Genomic DNA, 17,599 nt, shown 5'->3' on the forward strand with positions numbered 1-17,599 from the left:
TATCTGGAGTTTCCTATCTTGGAAACTCTCAGACTGTAGACAAAAGACGTCTCGAACTCGTAATTTGAGTTTGAGACGTCTTTTTATCTGATTTCTTTCGAAATTTTGAACAAAAAAATAAAGGCTCCTTGCCTTTCCATAGCCAGGTGGCTAATTTCTTTAAATTCATTGCAGCAAACACTAGCATCGTATGCGTCGCGACTTTTTCCAAGCCTCGATACTTGGTCCAACGCATCCCATGCTTTTCTTTTGCATCCGCAAATATTCGTTCAATCGTTTGTTTCCGTTTTTTGTAAATTGATTTATTCAGATCCGTTAGGCGAAGATGTTCCACTTCATCCATCAGATCTCCCCAAACATGTCTCGTGATGACTCGTTGATGATTTTTACTTTTGGTACATTGGTTTAGCAGAGGACAGTTCACACATTCTTTTGGATTGGATTTGTATTCTCGGTACCCTTCTCGATTAACCGTTGAAAAAGCGAGCATTTGATCTTGCGGACAAATGTAACAATCATAATACTCGTCATAGAGAAACTCGTTTTTTGATAATACCCCCTTTTTCCCTTTGGGCCTTGAATAAGGCAAACAAGGTCGAAGGTTCAAATGAGTCAAAAAGTGAACAAACTTAGGTGTCTTATACCCAGCATCAGCGACAACACAGTTGATTTCAGGAAAAAGTCTCTTCGATTGTTTGACGAGCTGAAAGGCGACTTGACTGTCATGAATATTTCCAGGAGTGATGATTGTGCTAAGAATAAATCCGTTGTCGTCGCATGAAGTATGGGCAGAATAAGCAAATTGTTTTTCTCGTTCGCCTTTGACGTAGTAGCCGCTTTCCGGATCAGCCTTACTTATTTTTCTTTCTTTCAGCTTCACTTCCTTTTCTAAGTCCAAAGTAAAAGGGCGTTTTCCGGCCTCTATTCGTTGACGATTGATCTCATCTTCTAATTCATCCTGATAGGCTTTCGCTTCATCATGGGTCATTTCTTTCGTAAACTTATGTTTATTGGCGTTAGCTTTGATGTGGGTAGAATCAAGATACAAATTATCCTCTGTTACAAAACCTGCTTTAACTGCTTGTTCTAAAATATAGGCAAAAATATCCTCAAACACCGTCGTTTCTCTAAATCGGCGGACATAATTCTTTCCAAAAGTTGAGAAATGGGGGATTTTCTCCTCGAAGGAATAGCCTAAAAACCAGCGGTAAGCGACATTGGTATCGACTTCCTTAATGGTTTGTCGCATGGAACGGATACCGAATAAATACTGAATAAACACCAATTTGATCAGAATCACTGGATCGATACTTGGGCGACCTAAATCGGAGTAAGTGGCTTCGACGATTGGATAAATAAATTCAAAATCAAGCGCGGCATCAATCTTTCGAACGAGATGATCTTGAGGAACTAGATCATCAATCGTAAGCATCGCAAATTGATTTCTACCATTCGTATTGTTTTTAGACATCATAACTATCACTCCTTGCATTCGTTTTCATAAATCTATTATAAAAGAAAAGACTGTAGACATCATCCATAAAATGGACTTTGTCTACAGTCTGGGAGTTTCCTATCTTGGAAACTCTTTTTTAATACGCCCTAATCATGAAACGTGTTTCAAATCGTGAAACGAGTTGAGTTGTAAGCGGTATCTGTTTATTTTTAGAAAAGTGCCTCGTATACTGAACACATCATAAAACAAAGGAGATAGAATGATGAAAGCGAAAATCATGGATAGCATGCAAAAGTTTTCAAAAGCCATGTTTGTTCCTGTGTTGATCTTACCGATCGCCGGTATTTTAATTGCGATTGGAAACGTTTTTACGAATCCGCGTTTGATCGAGAAATTTGGCTTTTTAGATAATCCGATCACAATGGGATTCGGTAGTATCTTGTCCGCAGCTTTGCTGCCAGTGTTAACAAATCTTGGAGTGATTTTTTGTGTAGGAATTGCTCTAGGATTAGCCAATAAGAAAAAAGCGGAAGCTGCGTTTACTGCATTACTTGGGTATCTAGTTTTCTTATATGCAATGAACAAATTTATGGAATTAAGAGATATGCTAGTCGCACCAGATCAATTACAAGGATCGGGACAGGCATTAGTCTTAGGAGTACAAGTGTTGGATATGGGCGTTTTTCTAGGAATTATTCTAGGTATTGTTGTTGCCTTGATCCACAATCGTTTTATTGATACGACCTTTAATAATGCCTTTCAAGTTTATGGCGGTGCTCGTTTTGTTTTTATCGTATTGATTCCAGTATTGGTATTGGCAGCTATTTTACTTTCATTTATCTGGCCCGTCATTCAGCAGGGAATTGACGGCTTAGGCGGAGTGATTCAAAAGACAGGTAACTTTGGGATATTCCTATACGGTTCGTTGGAACGATTATTGATTCCAACCGGGTTGCATCATTTGATTTATACACCATTTCTGTACACCTCACTTGGCGGTGTGGCAGAAGTCGGCGGTCAGGTCTTTGAAGGCGCACGAAATATTTATTTCGCCGAAATTGCTGATCCAGCTGTGAGAGTGTTATCCCAAAGTGTCATCTGGGATGCTCGTGGGATTTCGAAAATGTTTGGCTTGATCGGGGCTTGTCTAGCGATGTATCAAACGGCTAAGCCAGAGAATAAGATCAAGGTGAAAGCCATTCTGATTCCAGCAGTAGTCACTTCGTTTGTGGCTGGAGTAACTGAACCTATTGAGTTTTCGTTTATGTTTGTGGCACCGGCGTTGTTCGTCATTCACTCAGCATTGAGCGGATTAAGTATGGTGGCATTAAATATCCTTGGCTCGCGGGCGATTGGTCCTAATGGGTTTATCGACTTTTTACTTTATAACATTCCATTAGGTACAGAGAAGACACGTTGGCCGATCTATCTTTTAGTAGGAGTTGCTTTCTTCTTCATTTATTACTTCATTTTCCGATTCTTGATCGTTAAATTCAACTTTAAAACTGTTGGACGTGAAGACGAGGATCAGGAGACCAAGCTGTATTCGAAAAAGGATTATAACGAGAAAAAATCCTCGGTTCCAGCTGATGGTGGATTAGTCGCTCCCACATCAGATGACGAGTTATCAGGGAAGATTGTGGAAGGATTAGGCGGGGCAGAAAATATTAAGACGATTGATAATTGTTACACTCGTCTGAGATTGAAGCTGGAAAAACCAGGGTTAGTGAATGAGGGCTTATTAAAAAATCAGACCCAAGCAAAAGGGGTCATCAGCAATGGCGAAAATGTCCACGTGGTTTACGGGTTAACAGTCCCGCAGATCCGAGAGAAACTTGAAAAATATTTAGGCAGAGACAATGGAGGAGACGAATAGTGATGAAAAAATTTTCAGTAGTGATTGCCGGCGGTGGGAGTACCTTTACTCCAGGAATCGTCATGATGATGTTAGATAATTTGGAACGTTTTCCTTTACGAACATTGAAGCTATATGATAATGACGGAGATCGACAAGGAATTCTTGGTGAAGCTTTAGAGATTCTATTAAAGGAGCAGGCACCGGAGATTGACTTCTTATATACGACTGATCCAGAGGTTGCTTTCACGGATGTCGATTTTTGTATGGCTCACATTCGTGTAGGAAAGTATGCGATGCGTGAGAAGGATGAAAAGGTTCCATTGCGGCATGGCGTTTTCGGTCAAGAGACTTGCGGACCTGGCGGAATCGCTTATGGTATGCGCAGTATTACCGGAATGCTGGAAATTATTGATTACATGGAAAAATATTCGCCGGAATGCTGGATGTTGAATTACTCTAATCCAGCCGCTATTGTGGCAGAGGCGTGTCGTGTGTTAAGACCTGATTCAAAAGTCTTGAATATTTGTGATATGCCGGTAGGAACACTACGTCGGATGTCACAAATTATTGGCAAGAAACCAGAGGAACTAGAAGTTCGCTATTTCGGATTGAATCATTTTGGTTGGTGGACTAGCGTGAAAGATAAAGAAGGACATGAGTATCTTGATCAGATTCGAAAATATGTTTCTGAACATGGCTATTTGACTCAAATCGAAGTAGACACACAACATACAGATCCTAGCTGGCAGGAGACCCACAAAAAGGCTAAAGATATTTTAGCGGTTACGCCAGCATACTTACCGAATACCTATTTGAAATATTATTTGTATCCTGATTATGTCTTTGAGCATATGAAGGATCATCCCGATTTTACTCGTGCCAATGAAGTGATGGAAGGAAGAGAAAAAAATGTCTTCGATCATGCGCGACAAATTATCGCGAGTCAATCCGCGGAAGGAATCGCGTTTGATATTGATGCCCATGCAACATTTATCGTTGATCTAGCCCGCGCGATTGCTTTCAATACTCATGAACGGATGGTGATGATCGTTGAGAATAACGGCGCGATCGCCAATTTCCCAGATGATGCGATGGTAGAGGTGCCTTGTATTGTTGGAACGGATGGGCCAGAAGCATTGGCTCAAGGACAAATTCCAGCTTTTCAACAAGCTTTAATGTTCCAACAGGTTACTGTTGAAAAATTAGTTGTTGAGGCCTATGTAGAAAACAGCTATCAAAAAATGTGGCAGGCACTAACGTTATCTAAGACTGTTCCTAGCGCAAAGGTTGCCAAAGATTTACTCGATGATTTGATTGCCGAAAACGGCGATACTTGGCCAGAATTATATTAATGATAAGGATGTAGCAGTAACGTCTATTGAGTACGTTGCTGTTACAATCCTTTTTTTAAAGAATTTAAGGAGGATTCAAAATGGAAATCAAGATGACTGATTAGGGTAAAATGGGGATTACTGAAGAATTTATTGCAACATCACCATCAGGCACAGTCTATATGACAATGAGCTTGCAGAGATTGCTCAAGTTTTTTATCAGGGGTCAGGCATTCGTTCTTGGCTAATGGAATTAATCGAAAAATCTATCGCGAACCTGTTGATATAGAGAAGATTACAGAAATTATCCCATCTTCTGGCGAAGGAAAGTGGACAGCGGAGGAAGTGCTACGGTTAAAAGTAAACGTACCAATAATTACTCAACCACTTATGATGCGCTTTGCTTCGGAGGATTGTGATAAGATAAGTGAGAAGCTTGTTGCATTATTGCACAGTCATTTTGGCGGAAACGCCTTTGTAAAGGATGAATGATTTTGTCAGTATTTTTAGGAATAGATATTGGAACTACCGCTATTAAGCTAGGTGTGATTCAAGAGAGTAAGTTGCTGTATTCAAGCGATTTGCCGCTTCAAACCTATGGAGATGATCGGATAAAGTATCAAGACGGAAATGAGCTTTTAGCGATTTTGCAGGCAGGAATTTTAGCGATGCCGTTAAACGTACGGCGAGAAATCACCAAGCTTAGTTTTAGCACAGCGATGCATAGTCTCATGCCTGATGATGGTAGAAGACAGATTTTTTTATGGTCAGATTTACAGGCAGCTGAGACAATAGATCGCTTTAAACAAACGAAATTAGCTACGCATTTTTATGAAATTTCAGGCACACCAATCCATGCGATGTCTCCTTTTGCCAAGGTGCTTTATTTTCAAGAAGAAAATTTATATCCGGCAGAAACTCATTGGTATGGTATAAAAGAACTGGTTATGGATTATTTTACAGGAAAACCAGTGATTGATTATGCGACAGCTTCTGCTACGGGAATGTTTGATTTGAGAAAACAGGAATGGAATGGGGAAATTCTCGATTATCTTGGTTTAAAAAAAGAGCAGTTGGCAACGTTGGCAGATACGAGTCAAAAGTTTACAATGCTGAAGGAGATACGTGAGCTATTTGACTTTTCTGAAAATATCCAAGTGATTGTTGGTGCCAGTGATGGTACGTTAGCAGCATATGCCAGCTATTACTCTACTGGGCGCTCCGCCAGTTTAACGATTGGTACAAGTGCCGCGGTTCGTCAAATAACGAACACGATTCATTTGGATCGAAAAAAACAAAATTTCTGCTACTATTTAAAAAAAGAGTTGTTGGTATGCGGAGCACCTTCGAATAATGGTGGGATCGTTTTAGCCTGGGCAGCGAACCATTTAGCAGAGAATCCCGCAACCTTCTATGAAGCACTCCCAGATTTATTGAAAGAAACAGAGATAGGCGCAAATGGATTACGCTTTTATCCGTTTTTAAATGGGGAGCGTGCACCATATTGGAGTAATGAAATCAAAGGGGGATTTCAAGATTTGACGCTGCAGCATACCCGAATGGATATGATACGAAGTGTAATTGAAGGCGTTTTGTTGAATATTCGTCAGTTAGTTGAACTCGTGGCAAAAAAAGAAGCACTATCTGTTAGCGGAGGTTTTTTTCAAACTCCTGTGTTGGGACAATTAGCGGCAAACATCTTTGGGACTACTTGTTATTACGCACAACAAAATGAACCGATTTATGGGTTATACTATTTGTTAGAGCAACCGAATCGAATGCTTGAGGAGGATCAAGAAACGTTCTTTCCTGATCCGCTAAAAAATGCTGCTTATAAACACCTTGCTCAGGATTATTTCATCTAATTATTTTTGAGTAAATTCTTGAACAATATACTCCATCAACAATAGCAGCTTGCCGAAAAAACTATTGTATTTAATATTTTGACTGTCTAAGGGACGTTCATCTGCTACTTCAAAGATAATTGTAGCAGATTCTGTTGCGCGGGATTGACTATTGCCAGTAAACAAAATCGTCGGAATCATTCGTTCTCGTGAAAAATGCATTTTTTCGATCACTTTTTGTGTCTCGCCTGATTTAGAAATGACGATCAGCATGCTGATATTATCGGCATTGTTGTTGATGATCCCTGAAGAATCAGCAGCACTGACAAAAAGAGTTTTGATTCCATTGACGAGTAGCTTTTTGTAAAGATATTCAGCGATGATACTAGAAAAACCTGTAGCATAAATTGTAATAAATTTTCCTTGATTTTCTTGATAGATTTTTTTCATGGCTTGGATTGAAGGTGCAATTTTCTCTGTTGGAATCGAAATATCGACAGTCGCCTCCACGAGTTGATTTTGTGGCTGGTATTGATTTTTTAGAAAATAAAATAATTCCAGATAACCGGAGAATTCTAATTTTTGTGCTAGACGGACAATCGTTGCTGGTGAAGTATAGAGTGTCGCAGCAATTTTTCTCAATGAAACGCCCTCTAGTTCATTTACATGAGACGCTAAATAAGTCAAAATTATCCGATCGTTATCCGATAGTTGTTTACCTTTAGTTACTATTTCTAGATCCATTTCTCCACCTCTTAAAGAAAGTAATAAAGCCCTTACTCTGACATTATACACTAAGAAAAAAGAAAAAAAGAATTGGTCATTTTATCATATTTAATTAAAATAAAGGAAGGATGTTCGACAAATGTTTGGTTTATTCAAAAAGAAAAGTAGTGAAATTTACACCCCTGTGAATGGGGAGGTGGTTGAGCTAAAAAAAGTAAATGACCCGGTTTTTAGCGAAAAGATGATGGGGGAAGGCTTTGCCGTCAAGCCAATTGATGGGAAGATTCATTCACCAATCAAAGGAACAATCAAATCAGTTTTTCCGTCTCTGCATGCATTAACAATCGAAGCCGAGGATGGGCTGGATCTCTTAATTCATATCGGACTGGATACGGTGGAATTGAATGGTAACGGATTTAGTTCTATTATTCAAGAAGGGCAAAAAGTAAAAGCTGGAGATCTTTTGGTGCAAATTGATCGAAATTATTTGGCGGAACACAAAAAGGACGATATCGTAATCGTTGTTTTTCCTGAAATGAAAGACAAAGAGCTAGAGACATCGCTTGGAGAAAAGCAGGTTGGAGAAATCGCTGCGGTGATAAAATAATATTGTTATCCTAACTGCCGATTGCGAATCAATAATCGCAAAAGTTGGATTGGCAGCAAGCATTTTCAATTTTTAAAAAGGATTCTCGAATAATGTTGGTTTTCAATTTTAAATAATTGAACTGTCAAAGAGCTGCTTCTTATTGAAGAGGGAGCTTTTTTGTGGTAGTTAATGCCGAGCAATGAATGTCCTGAGCCAATTTCTGAACATACCAAATAAATCTACGTCAAAATTAAAGGGAACTTATTCGATAATTCTTCGACACAAATCCCTACAATCATTTCTTTTTCCTTTTTTTTCGATTTTTATTTCTTTTTGAACCTACTTTACCTCTATTTCCTTGAGATTTTTTAGCGTCCCTATCTATTTTGTTCTTTTCCCGACCGTTGTGACTTTTTCCTTTAGATTTATCGTATCGTAAGTAGGAGGTGTCTTCTTTCTGGAGATACTCGGCAGCCTTTTTTGCAGAGGAGTTATTGGCGACTGTCGTTTTCTCTCCTTTAGAAGGCGAATTTGATAAAGCCTCTTTGGCTAAATGAGATTTGGATTCTACTTTTGTGATAACTTCATTATCGTAAGGTGGCGTTGAGGCAGCAACAGTTTGTTTTTGTGGCTTTTCATTTTCAAGCAAAGCTTTTGAGGTTGTTAACTCTTCAATAGTTTCTTTAGAAACAAGTTCCTCTTCTTGAATCTCTTTATGCTGTGCATCAATCCGGCCTTCATGGCTATAAAAATTCAAATATTCAGCAAAGCGACGAGCAGTGGGAGACTGAAAAACTGTTAAGCTCGTTAAGATTTTCAAGACGTTAGCGGTTTCATTTTCTAAATGTTTAGGGATTCGTTTGGTATTACGCAGCGTCCAGGTATGTTTTTTGCCATTTGAATCATTGAAGCTTGATATCAAGGTGTACTGGTATTCGGAAGAGTCTGGCTGTTCACGGTTCTTTTTCTCTAGGAATTTTTGATAGAGACAGGTTTCCTTGGTAAATTGGTGGTATTCGTTTTTATTTTTAAACAGACGATTCACGACGTTTTGCCACTCTTCAAGTGAAAAGAACGACTCAAAAAAGACACAGTGCTTCCGCAATGTATCGTTCGGTGTTGTGGTAAGAAAAATCTGATGAATAAGCTCTGTTAATGACTCTAGTGAAAAATCCCCGACGCATAAAGCATCTCGCAAAAGAATCGCAACCAAATACTCAACAACCTGTGAAGCATTCTTAGTTTGTTCAAAGTATTTCGCCACACGTTTCATAAGATTTGTATTCTTCATTCCAAAAATCTGCCTTTGTCCAAGCTTCACAGTATCCATCCTTGATTTCCTCCACTTACGATTGATTTGTTATTTGCTTATTTCCTAATGTATCATGTTTTCGAGATTATAATAACATTGGACGCTGTATATGAAAAGGCTTTCTTTGAGTATTTTTTTCTTTTAAAAATTTTAAACGTTATGAATAATAATGTTTTTAAGGATTTTCATGATATGTTGGATTTTATTGTAATTGCTAAAAATAACTATGATAGAAATATGACTGAGAATTGATAAAAGTGTTCGTCGTTCATTTGCTTTTTTATCACTACTAATTTTTTAGTTATAATAATTATGAAGAATAAATCATTCAATTGTTTTCTGTTTTAGTCAAACTTCCTAAATATTAAGAAATCGCGATCTATGATCACGATCATTTCGCAGGCGACTACATTTAGCCTGTATAATCTCGTTAAATAATCGATAAGGACGAATCTTTTTCTAATCGATCCCCTTATGATAAATAGAGCATAAGACCAAAAAAATCGCTTCCTCGTTGCAATTATCTTTTTAAACCTCTTTTTTATTCATTCGCGTGATTTATTAATCGTCCATTTTAGGCTTGTTAAACCTGCCAAAATTGAACGGTATTAACTTTTCTATTTGCTATACTTTTGTCAGTAAAAAAACTCTTTTTTCCGATTAGATTACCTAACGAGAAAAAAAGAGATTTACATTAATTTCCGAATATATTATTTATATTTAAATTAATTATAGTAATCGTAATTGATGAAGTCAAACGCAAAAAAATTTTTTTATATTAAAAAAATGAATATATGGAGCATTTTTTTGCTGTTTTTATAAGAATGAGTTTACTGCAGAAAAGAAATCGTTGATTTAAAGCACTTTCTATCAAAACAGAATGCGCCGTCAAAATCACCGTCAGAAAGGAAGGTTAATTTGCCACGCAAAGGAGAAAATATTTATAAACGAAAGGACGGACGTTGGGAAGGCCGTTTTATCAAAGCACGCGATGAACATAATCAAATCGTTTACGGATACATCTACGGAAAAAGCTATCGAGAAGTTAAGGAAAGATTGCTAGTGGTAAAGGCCAAACATTTAGAGACATCCTTGATCACAAGTCCAAAAAGCGATGAATCGTTAGAATATTGGATACGAGAATGTATGACTACAAAAATAAAAAAAGAAGTGAAACCTTCTACCTATACAAATTATTTTCGGTTATTGAGGAATCATGTTTTTCCACTACTTGGATCAATAAAAATAGGCAAGCTTACGAAGGATAATATTCAAATGCTGATCGAAATCTTAACGATGAAAGGTCTAGCGGTCGGAACGATTCACCTTATCTATACTGTACTAAATAGTAATTTAAAAATTGCAGTCGAAGAAGGCTGCTTGGTAAGAAACCCTTGTGAGCAGGCTGTATTACCCAAAAAGACAAAGAATCGAGTTCGTGCTTTATCTATAACGGAACAAAAACAGATGGAAAATTTGTTTATTGATACACCCGCTGGAGTGCCAGTTATTATCGCTCTTTATACAGGGATGCGGATCGGGGAAATTTGCGGACTAAAGTGGAGTGATATCGATTTTAATGAGCAAATACTATTTGTTCGACGAACGATTATTAGAGTGTCAGATGAGAATTCGCTGGATCATCGCACGCAAATTATCGAAGAAAAACCTAAAACATTAGAATCCATTCGTGTTATTCCGTTAGCAAAGAAGTTAACTACTTTCTTAACTAAGTTACATGCCAAAAGTAATTCTGAATACGTAGTTAATTTTAATGGAAAACGCATAGAACCGCGTACAGTAAGCTATCGGTACAAACGGATACTATCCGGTAGCGGCTTAGATAATTTTTCTTTTCATTCACTTCGTCACACCTTTGCAACACGTTGTTTGGAAAATGGTGTAGACGTCGCTAGTATTAGTCGATTGTTGGGACATTCATCGGTTAAGATGACGCTAGATACATACACAGATTCAATGATGGAAAAAAGAAGAGAAGCAGTTCAAAAGCTTGATTCTCTTTTCGAAAATACGTCGATTGCAAGCTAAAAAAGCTCTGAATGAGCTTTTTTTTTAAGACTATAAGCCGTCATGAAAAACGTCATGACTACGTATCGACATTAATCTGCCAAGGCTAAACATATCTATTTCTTATTAGGTAATCTAATAAGAAATAAACACTCTACAGATAGCTATTATAGTGAAGTTTTAGAGAATGACAAATAATTAGATTTAGGGGGTAAAAAAATTGAAAGGATAAGACCAATACCCATGTTTTTTTGTCTGATTTACGCATCGCTATTAAAAAAAATATCCTTAAGAAAAGGAAAGGTGTGGTTCAAATGAAACCTCTTTTAATTTTAACTAAAAATATATTATTTGAGCAAACGCTACAAAATAATTTACAAACTTTAAATTATGAAGTTTTCTGCTCGAAAATTTTATTTGAAAAACTTTTACATCGAATTGATACAACTAAGATTGACGATACCTTCGCCGGAATTATTATCAGTGATACCATTAATGATGATGAGGCACGACAATTAATTTCTGAATTTCGAAAAAACAACCTTTTCTTTCGCAAGGTTTCAATGATCCCTAGTGAAACTGAACGTGACAGGATAGAGGAATTAGGGGTTGACGGATGGATCAGCGATAATTCACCTCTTGATCAATTAAGAGAGTATTTAGTGACAATATTAGCTGATGTACGCAAAGGAGAACGAGAAAAGACATTGGTCTTTAGTCAACACGGAGAACTGATACACAAAGAAATACAAACAATTCTTCATGTATTGTCAAATAAAGAGAAAATCTTCTTCCAGAAATTAATTGATTCTAATGGTGAGATTGTTTCAAGGGTTGAGATGTCAGAGGCGATTTGGGGTGAATGTCCTAATAACTCTCATCTTGCACAAATGTCTATTCTGGTTAAACGAATCAGATGGAAATTAAAAGAACTGGGAATTGAAGAAGATATTATTGAGACGACTTGGGGCAAAGGCTATCGCTTGAATCAAAGCAGATTTGAGAGCGAAACAACTGAAAATGAATATTATCTATTAAATAAGTAGCAGATTTCACTTCTGAAGAAAAACAAATAAAGAAACCTGTATGCTATAATTTACTGAAAATAGCAAAGTGCAGGTGATCAAATGGAAAATGTGAAGGGAACTTGTTTGTGTGGAAAGAATCAGGTAACAATCAAGCACTACGGAAATTTTGTCTATAGTTGTCATTGTGATATGTGCCGAAAAATGTCGGCTGGTCCAGTAATGGCGATCGATCCCGAAAAAAGTGAGAATGTTGATTTAAAGTTAGCGGAAGATTCTGCGACATATTATCGATCTAATGAAGAAGTGGAAAGATGTTTTTGCTCTACCTGCGGAACCTACCTATTTTGGCATCACTTAGGCAGAGATCATTTTTGTTTAAATGCGGAATTATTTCCAGAAATTATTAGAAATGCTGATTTTAGCTTACAACTTTTTTATGATCGCAAACCAGATTATTATGATTTTGCGAATAAAACAACATGTTTAGATCATAACTTTCAAGAAGTGAGTGATTAAGTCAGTTAGCCTTTCTATGAATCATATAGAAGGGCTTTTTAGCATAGGAGTATAATTCAACTAAAAATGTTAGTATATGATCGTTTTTGTAAGGAGAAGACAATGAAATCTGTTTTATTAATTGGACAATCAAACATGGCAGGTCGTGGTTATCTGACGGATGTTCCTGCAATTTATAATGAAAATACTGAAATGTTGCGCAATGGTCGGTGGCAGATGATGACTGAACCGCTTCATTTTGATCGAGAAGTCTCAGGGATTGGACCAGCTGCATCGTTTGCGGCCGCATGGTCACAAGATCATCCTGATGAAAAGCTAGGCTTAATTCCTTGTGCGGAGGGAGGAAGCGCTATCGATGAGTGGGCAGAAAACCAGCCGTTAACTCGTCATGCCCTCGTTGAAGCGAAATTTGCGATGGAATCAAGTGAACTGATCGCTATTTTATGGCATCAGGGTGAAAATGATAGCTTAAATGGATACTATAAGGATTACGCTGAAAAATTAAAAGCCGTATTTAATCATTTCCGAAAAGAACTTGGATTAGCAAACTTGCCGATTATTGTTGGGGAACTTCCTGATTTTTTGGGAAAAACTGGATTTGGTTTAAGTGCGATTGAGTTTAAGGAAATCAATCAGGAAATGTCCAAAGTCGTAGCGGAAGAGCAAAATTGTTATTTGGTTAGCGCTGAGAATTTTCAGGCAAATCCTGATGGCATTCATATTAATGCAGAATCACAAAGACAATTTGGTATTCGTTATTATGAAGCTTTTTCGAAAAAAGCGAATGTCTCTCAGGCTATCGGAGATGAAGACGAAAGATTAATTATCAGCGATTTATTAAAAAAAATGCTGAAATTTCTATATAATGATTTTAAGTGAAAAAGCACTTGTTTTTCATGCTTAACGTTGAAAGCAGGAAGAGGAAGACTGGAGCTGTGATAAAAGTTGTGTTACTGCTTCTTTTTCCGAACAAACGATGTTCCAAAAGGAATTTCTATCACAACCCCTTTGAATATATCGTTTAAACCAATGAATTCTAACGGAAACAGCACAATTTCTTATAATATATTAGCTGTGCAAATATTAAGGGTGGTCGTGCTTTATTTTTTTAGTATGGTTAATTTAACCATTGATAATTATCTCGTGAAATCTAATTATACGCATTTCCCATTGAAGTATTGTATATGAAACTAGACTTAAATAATGAGGTGGCTAATGGATAAGGAACAAGCAAAGACGAGAATCAGACAGGCGTATCCGGAATTAACGATTGAAACAATGGAAATTTTAGGTAAGGGATTTGATAGTGAGGCATTTCTGATCAATAAATCCTACGTGTTTAAATTTCCAAGACATGCTAGAGCAGCTAGAAATCTATATAAAGAGGTAGTTGTTTTAAAAGAAATAAACGACAAATTACCCCTCAAGGTTCCAGAAATATGTTTTATTGGAAAGGCAGAAAAGCCGAATCAACTAGATTTTGTCGGACAAGAAAAAATCAAAGGGGTTCCACTCGACGCCAAAATTTTGACAACATTGACTGAAGAACAGAAGAACGAAATCGCGAAGGAGTTAGCTGCTTTTTTCAAAACCCTTCATGAAATTGAGCTTTCAGTATCCTTAGAAGGACTTGAGGTAGATAAAAAGACCAAAGCGGCATATGAATATGAAGTGATTCAGCAGGCAGCATATCCTCTTTTGAAAAAATCGGTACAACAAGAGATTGACGAGGTTTATAAAAGAATCTTGCAACAGAATTTCAACGAAAAAAATGTCTCATTCACAATGATTTTGGTGCTAGTAATGTTTATTATGATCAAAAGACAAACACCATTTGCGGCTTGATTGATTTTGGCGATATAGCGATTTATGATCGTGATATGGAGTTTATTTGTCTTTTGTTTGACTATGAAGAAGGCTTTTCTCAAGCGTTTGTCCACAAAATGCTAGGTTATTATGGCATTGAAATAAGTAATTTACAAAATAAATTGGACTTCATTGAATTTTATAATCAGCTTGAAAATGTGTATTTAGGCAAGGAGTTTGAGATAGAAGAATTATTTGTGGAAAGCATTGCTGAGATACAAAATGGTTTGAATGGCTATGAAGAGAATATTTTAGTTGATGATAAAACAATTTATTATATGTAATGAGAAGAAGCTGCGTTGTCATAACGTAGCTTCTTCTTAGCTTAATTTGATTTTTTTTGAAGTACTCCTAAAATGAGCTCAGCTACGCAGTTTAAAATAATTAAAGGTTGAAAATAGTTAGCCTAGTTCTTTAAAATCAAATTTTAAAAAGCATTTGTCTATAGCAATAGAAATATTTTTATCAGATTGAAAAAAATCTAGGGTTGATTTTGCTGGATGAACTTGTTACTATTCAATTGTAGAAAGCGTTTGCAAAAAAAGAAAATTGCGGGAGAGTGCAGCTAATCTGCCACCGAAGGTATAAGCTGTGAAACAAGCTGAATTCACAGTGAACATCTCAGGTAAACGGACCGTAATTGGATAAAACTCTGGAGAGCAGAAATGCGCCGAAGAAGCAACCTCAGGGTAGAGGGAATCTTTCAGGCTAGTGACAGAGGACAACGGCACAGTGTGTTGTTGTCCTCTTTTTTGGGTCTAAGCATATTCTTCAAGGGCTAATAAGCGTCCATCATGTGAAAAAAAACACAATCAGAAACTGGGTGAGTAAATGATTATCATAACAAATAATCCAATGGTGAAGGAAAAAATGAGTGAACTTGCTGTCTTTTGCTATCTAGAGGGCGATTATGGAGACGTTTTGGCAAAGGTAAAGCAACAGATCATCGAAAAGCATGTCCGCTTGCTGTCGCACCCGTTAAGTGGAAGCATCAAACCAAACGAAACCTATTATAAAACGATTTTTGCTTCAGAGACCACTTCTCAATACATCGATATTGAGAGTTTAGAATTTATTGAATCAGCGATAGCCGTCTACGAAAAATTTATAAAAAACAAACAGCGCCCTAATTGGTCCTTAGCGGTGCTCAACGATTTTGCTTTTGTAGATTTTTATATCGCGCAGAGTACGTTGGATAGAATGGGGGTGGCTAGATAGGATTCAACGGTCTGCAACCAATAAGAACTGAGGTGAATAAATGAAACTCGAAATTGGTAACATTGAAATCAAGGAAGTTGTTTTAGGCGAAGAAGAGAAAATTGAAAATGGCAGATTAACCCTCGATCCTTCGAAAATCAAAGAGTTAGTTTTGGAAGACGATCGATTAATCAGCTGTGAGATCGAAATCGCTAAACCAGGCGATAGTATCCGTATCACACCAGTCAAAGATGTGATCGAACCAAGGTGCAAGGTCGGTTCAACAACCGGAATTTTTCCTGGTGTGATCAATAAAGTGGATGTGGTTGGCAGTGGTCGTACCCATGTATTGAAGGGCTGCGGCGTTATGACAGTCGGTAAAATTGTCGGCTTTCAAGAAGGAATCGTGGATATGCAAGGCCCTGGGGCTGAATTAACGCCATTTTCTCAATTGATCGAAATTTGTTTAGTGTTAAAACCGCAAGAAGAGTTAGATCCTCATTTATACGAAGAAGCGGCACGTTTTGCGGGACTCAAAATAGCTGATTATATCGGCAGGTTAGGTGAAAAGGTTGAGCCCGACAGCATTGAAACCTTCGAAACATTACCTTTGTTAGAACAGATCCAGCAATATCCTGATCTGCCTAAAATCGGTTATGTGTACATGCTGCAAACACAAGGGCTTTTGCATGATACGTATGTTTATGGAACAGATGTCAAGCATATTGTACCAACGATCCTCTATCCAACAGAAGTCATGGACGGTGCGATTATCAGTGGTAACTGCGTGTCTGCGTGTGATAAAAACACGACGTATCACCATTTGAACAACCCAGTTATCGCTGATTTGTATAAGCAGCATGGGAAAGAAATCAATTTTGTCGGTGTGATTGTCACCAACGAAACCGTTTATTTAAAAGATAAACATCGTTCTAGTGATTTTGTTGCAAAATTGAGCGAGTATCTTGGATTGGATGGTGTGATTATTTCTCAAGAAGGCTTTGGAAATCCGGATACAGATTTGATTATGAATTGCAAGAAAGTCGAAGAAAAAGGGATTAAAACAGTAATTGTTACAGATGAATATGCTGGAAGAGACGGAGCTAGCCAGTCGTTAGCAGATGCGGATAAATTAGCCACTGCAGTCGTTACTGGCGGAAACGCGAATGAAACGATCCAATTACCAAAAATGGATCGCTTGATCGGACAATTAGATTATGTCGATGTCATTGCAGGCGGCTTTGATGGCAGCTTGAAACAAGATGGCACGATTGAAGTTGAAATCCAGGCAATTACCGGTGCAACAAATGAACTTGGTTTTAACAAAATGTCTGCAAAAGGCGTTTAAATCATAATAGGGAGGAAATACTAATGACTTTAGATTTAAAAAATAAAAAAGTCTTAGTGATCGGCGACCGTGATGGTATCCCAGGTCAAGCAATCGAAGCTTGCATTGAGGGTACCGGAGCTGACGTAATATTCTCATCCACAGAATGTTTCGTCTGAACGGCCGCTGGGGCAATGGACTTAGAAAATCAACGTAGAGTAAAAGAAGCAGCAGAAAACTTCGGAGCAGAGAACGTGGTCGTTCTGATCGGTGCTGCCGAAGGAGAAGCAGCTGGATTAGCTGCTGAAACTGTAACGAACGGAGACCCTACGTATGCAGGTCCATTGACCAATGAACAGCTAGGTTTAGCTGTATATCACGCTGTAGAGCCAGAATTTAAAGAAGTTGTCGACTCAGATGTTTTTGAAGAGCAGATTGGCATGATGGAAATGGTTTTAGATGTTGATGACATCATTGAAGAGGTTTCTGAAATGAGGAATCAATACGGGAAATACTAATAA

General features: G+C 37.6%; 17 protein-coding genes and 2 riboswitches. Of the genes, 14 read left to right on the top strand and 3 right to left on the bottom strand.

Going from position 1 to position 17,599, the window contains the following annotated elements:
• Nucleotides 1-28 precede the first annotated feature (28 nt).
• Complete coding sequence (locus OMU_RS10325) at nt 29-1,474, bottom strand: IS1182 family transposase (RefSeq protein WP_016179621.1); 1,446 nt, start codon at nt 1,472-1,474, stop codon at nt 29-31.
• Nucleotides 1,475-1,718: 244 nt separating this feature from the next.
• On the opposite strand from OMU_RS10325, the gene OMU_RS10330 reads away from it, so the two are divergent.
• The 4 genes from OMU_RS10330 (at nt 1,719) to OMU_RS10345 (ending at nt 6,510) form a co-directional block, all read left to right on the top strand.
• Nucleotides 1,719-3,332, top strand: a complete 1,614-nt coding sequence (locus OMU_RS10330) for a PTS transporter subunit EIIC (protein WP_034877111.1) — start codon at nt 1,719-1,721, stop codon at nt 3,330-3,332.
• Between the two features lie 2 nt (nt 3,333-3,334).
• Nucleotides 3,335-4,666 carry a 6-phospho-alpha-glucosidase gene (locus OMU_RS10335; protein WP_016179857.1) on the top strand — a complete coding sequence of 444 codons (1,332 nt, stop codon included), beginning with the start codon at nt 3,335-3,337 and terminating at the stop codon, nt 4,664-4,666.
• Between the two features lie 219 nt (nt 4,667-4,885).
• The gene (locus OMU_RS10340; protein ID WP_016179858.1) at nt 4,886-5,137 is read left to right on the top strand and encodes a hypothetical protein; all 252 of its coding nucleotides are present in this window, start codon (nt 4,886-4,888) and stop codon (nt 5,135-5,137) included.
• Nucleotides 5,134-6,510 (top strand): gluconokinase, encoded by a 1,377-nt coding sequence (locus OMU_RS10345; RefSeq protein WP_016179859.1) that lies wholly within the window; start codon nt 5,134-5,136, stop codon nt 6,508-6,510. Before OMU_RS10340 ends, OMU_RS10345 begins: the two co-directional genes overlap by 4 nt.
• Here OMU_RS10345 and OMU_RS10350 read toward each other — a convergent pair whose 3' ends face one another.
• A complete protein-coding gene (locus tag OMU_RS10350) occupies nt 6,511-7,233 on the bottom strand; it encodes a MurR/RpiR family transcriptional regulator (protein WP_016179860.1) in 723 nt (240 codons plus the stop codon). It abuts the gene before it with no gap.
• A gap of 121 nt (nt 7,234-7,354) precedes the next feature.
• On the opposite strand from OMU_RS10350, the gene OMU_RS10355 reads away from it, so the two are divergent.
• Entirely contained in the window at nt 7,355-7,822 is a 468-nt protein-coding gene (locus OMU_RS10355; RefSeq protein ID WP_016179861.1) for a PTS sugar transporter subunit IIA, read from the top strand.
• Nucleotides 7,823-8,099: 277 nt separating this feature from the next.
• On the opposite strand, the gene OMU_RS10360 is transcribed toward OMU_RS10355, so the two are convergent.
• Nucleotides 8,100-9,134, bottom strand: coding sequence for a hypothetical protein (locus tag OMU_RS10360; RefSeq protein ID WP_016179862.1), 1,035 nt, complete (start codon nt 9,132-9,134; stop codon nt 8,100-8,102).
• Nucleotides 9,135-10,034: 900 nt separating this feature from the next.
• Between OMU_RS10360 and OMU_RS10365 the strand changes: the two genes are divergently transcribed.
• The 9 genes from OMU_RS10365 (at nt 10,035) to grdA (ending at nt 17,596) form a co-directional block, all read left to right on the top strand.
• Nucleotides 10,035-11,165: a tyrosine-type recombinase/integrase gene (locus OMU_RS10365; protein ID WP_016179863.1), complete on the top strand. Its 1,131-nt coding sequence runs from the start codon at nt 10,035-10,037 to the stop codon at nt 11,163-11,165.
• A 293-nt stretch (nt 11,166-11,458) separates the two neighbouring features.
• Nucleotides 11,459-12,190: a helix-turn-helix domain-containing protein gene (locus tag OMU_RS10370; protein WP_016179864.1), complete on the top strand. Its 732-nt coding sequence runs from the start codon at nt 11,459-11,461 to the stop codon at nt 12,188-12,190.
• Between the two features lie 81 nt (nt 12,191-12,271).
• Nucleotides 12,272-12,688 carry a GFA family protein gene (locus OMU_RS10375; protein WP_016179865.1) on the top strand — a complete coding sequence of 139 codons (417 nt, stop codon included), beginning with the start codon at nt 12,272-12,274 and terminating at the stop codon, nt 12,686-12,688.
• A 102-nt stretch (nt 12,689-12,790) separates the two neighbouring features.
• Nucleotides 12,791-13,567 (top strand): sialate O-acetylesterase, encoded by a 777-nt coding sequence (locus tag OMU_RS10380; RefSeq protein ID WP_016179866.1) that lies wholly within the window; start codon nt 12,791-12,793, stop codon nt 13,565-13,567.
• A gap of 336 nt (nt 13,568-13,903) precedes the next feature.
• Entirely contained in the window at nt 13,904-14,533 is a 630-nt protein-coding gene (locus OMU_RS10385) for a phosphotransferase family protein (RefSeq protein ID WP_016179867.1), read from the top strand.
• Nucleotides 14,467-14,838 (top strand): phosphotransferase, encoded by a 372-nt coding sequence (locus OMU_RS10390; protein ID WP_233421645.1) that lies wholly within the window; start codon nt 14,467-14,469, stop codon nt 14,836-14,838. The genes OMU_RS10385 and OMU_RS10390 overlap by 67 nt, the downstream gene beginning before the upstream one ends.
• A 258-nt stretch (nt 14,839-15,096) precedes the next feature.
• A riboswitch (glycine riboswitch) is annotated at nt 15,097-15,201 on the top strand.
• 3 nt (nt 15,202-15,204) lie between these two features.
• Nucleotides 15,205-15,274, top strand: a riboswitch (glycine riboswitch).
• Nucleotides 15,275-15,385: 111 nt separating this feature from the next.
• Entirely contained in the window at nt 15,386-15,772 is a 387-nt protein-coding gene (locus tag OMU_RS10395; RefSeq protein ID WP_034877103.1) for a GrdX family protein, read from the top strand.
• A gap of 40 nt (nt 15,773-15,812) precedes the next feature.
• Nucleotides 15,813-17,099: a glycine/sarcosine/betaine reductase component B subunit gene (locus OMU_RS10400; protein ID WP_016179870.1), complete on the top strand. Its 1,287-nt coding sequence runs from the start codon at nt 15,813-15,815 to the stop codon at nt 17,097-17,099.
• Nucleotides 17,100-17,122: 23 nt separating this feature from the next.
• Nucleotides 17,123-17,596, top strand: a complete 474-nt coding sequence (gene grdA, locus OMU_RS10410) for a glycine/sarcosine/betaine reductase complex selenoprotein A (RefSeq protein WP_081638476.1) — start codon at nt 17,123-17,125, stop codon at nt 17,594-17,596.
• Nucleotides 17,597-17,599: the final 3 nt, after the last annotated feature.

The sequence above is a fragment of the Enterococcus avium ATCC 14025 genome, assembly GCF_000406965.1.
GTDB classification, from domain to species: Bacteria; Bacillota; Bacilli; order Lactobacillales; family Enterococcaceae; genus Enterococcus_A; species Enterococcus_A avium.

What these genes read in the sequence shown, in the direction of transcription:
- OMU_RS10325 (WP_016179621.1), bottom strand. Translation starts at nt 1,474, where the DNA reads ATGATGTCTAAAAACAATACGAATGGTAGAAATCAATTTGCGATGCTT.
- OMU_RS10330 (WP_034877111.1), top strand. Translation starts at nt 1,719, where the DNA reads ATGAAAGCGAAAATCATGGATAGCATGCAAAAGTTTTCAAAAGCCATG.
- OMU_RS10335 (WP_016179857.1), top strand. Translation starts at nt 3,335, where the DNA reads ATGAAAAAATTTTCAGTAGTGATTGCCGGCGGTGGGAGTACCTTTACT.
- OMU_RS10345 (WP_016179859.1), top strand. Translation starts at nt 5,134, where the DNA reads ATGATTTTGTCAGTATTTTTAGGAATAGATATTGGAACTACCGCTATT.
- OMU_RS10350 (WP_016179860.1), bottom strand. Translation starts at nt 7,233, where the DNA reads ATGGATCTAGAAATAGTAACTAAAGGTAAACAACTATCGGATAACGAT.
- OMU_RS10355 (WP_016179861.1), top strand. Translation starts at nt 7,355, where the DNA reads ATGTTTGGTTTATTCAAAAAGAAAAGTAGTGAAATTTACACCCCTGTG.
- OMU_RS10360 (WP_016179862.1), bottom strand. Translation starts at nt 9,134, where the DNA reads ATGGATACTGTGAAGCTTGGACAAAGGCAGATTTTTGGAATGAAGAAT.
- OMU_RS10370 (WP_016179864.1), top strand. Translation starts at nt 11,459, where the DNA reads ATGAAACCTCTTTTAATTTTAACTAAAAATATATTATTTGAGCAAACG.
- OMU_RS10375 (WP_016179865.1), top strand. Translation starts at nt 12,272, where the DNA reads ATGGAAAATGTGAAGGGAACTTGTTTGTGTGGAAAGAATCAGGTAACA.
- OMU_RS10380 (WP_016179866.1), top strand. Translation starts at nt 12,791, where the DNA reads ATGAAATCTGTTTTATTAATTGGACAATCAAACATGGCAGGTCGTGGT.
- OMU_RS10385 (WP_016179867.1), top strand. Translation starts at nt 13,904, where the DNA reads ATGGATAAGGAACAAGCAAAGACGAGAATCAGACAGGCGTATCCGGAA.
- OMU_RS10395 (WP_034877103.1), top strand. Translation starts at nt 15,386, where the DNA reads ATGATTATCATAACAAATAATCCAATGGTGAAGGAAAAAATGAGTGAA.
- OMU_RS10400 (WP_016179870.1), top strand. Translation starts at nt 15,813, where the DNA reads ATGAAACTCGAAATTGGTAACATTGAAATCAAGGAAGTTGTTTTAGGC.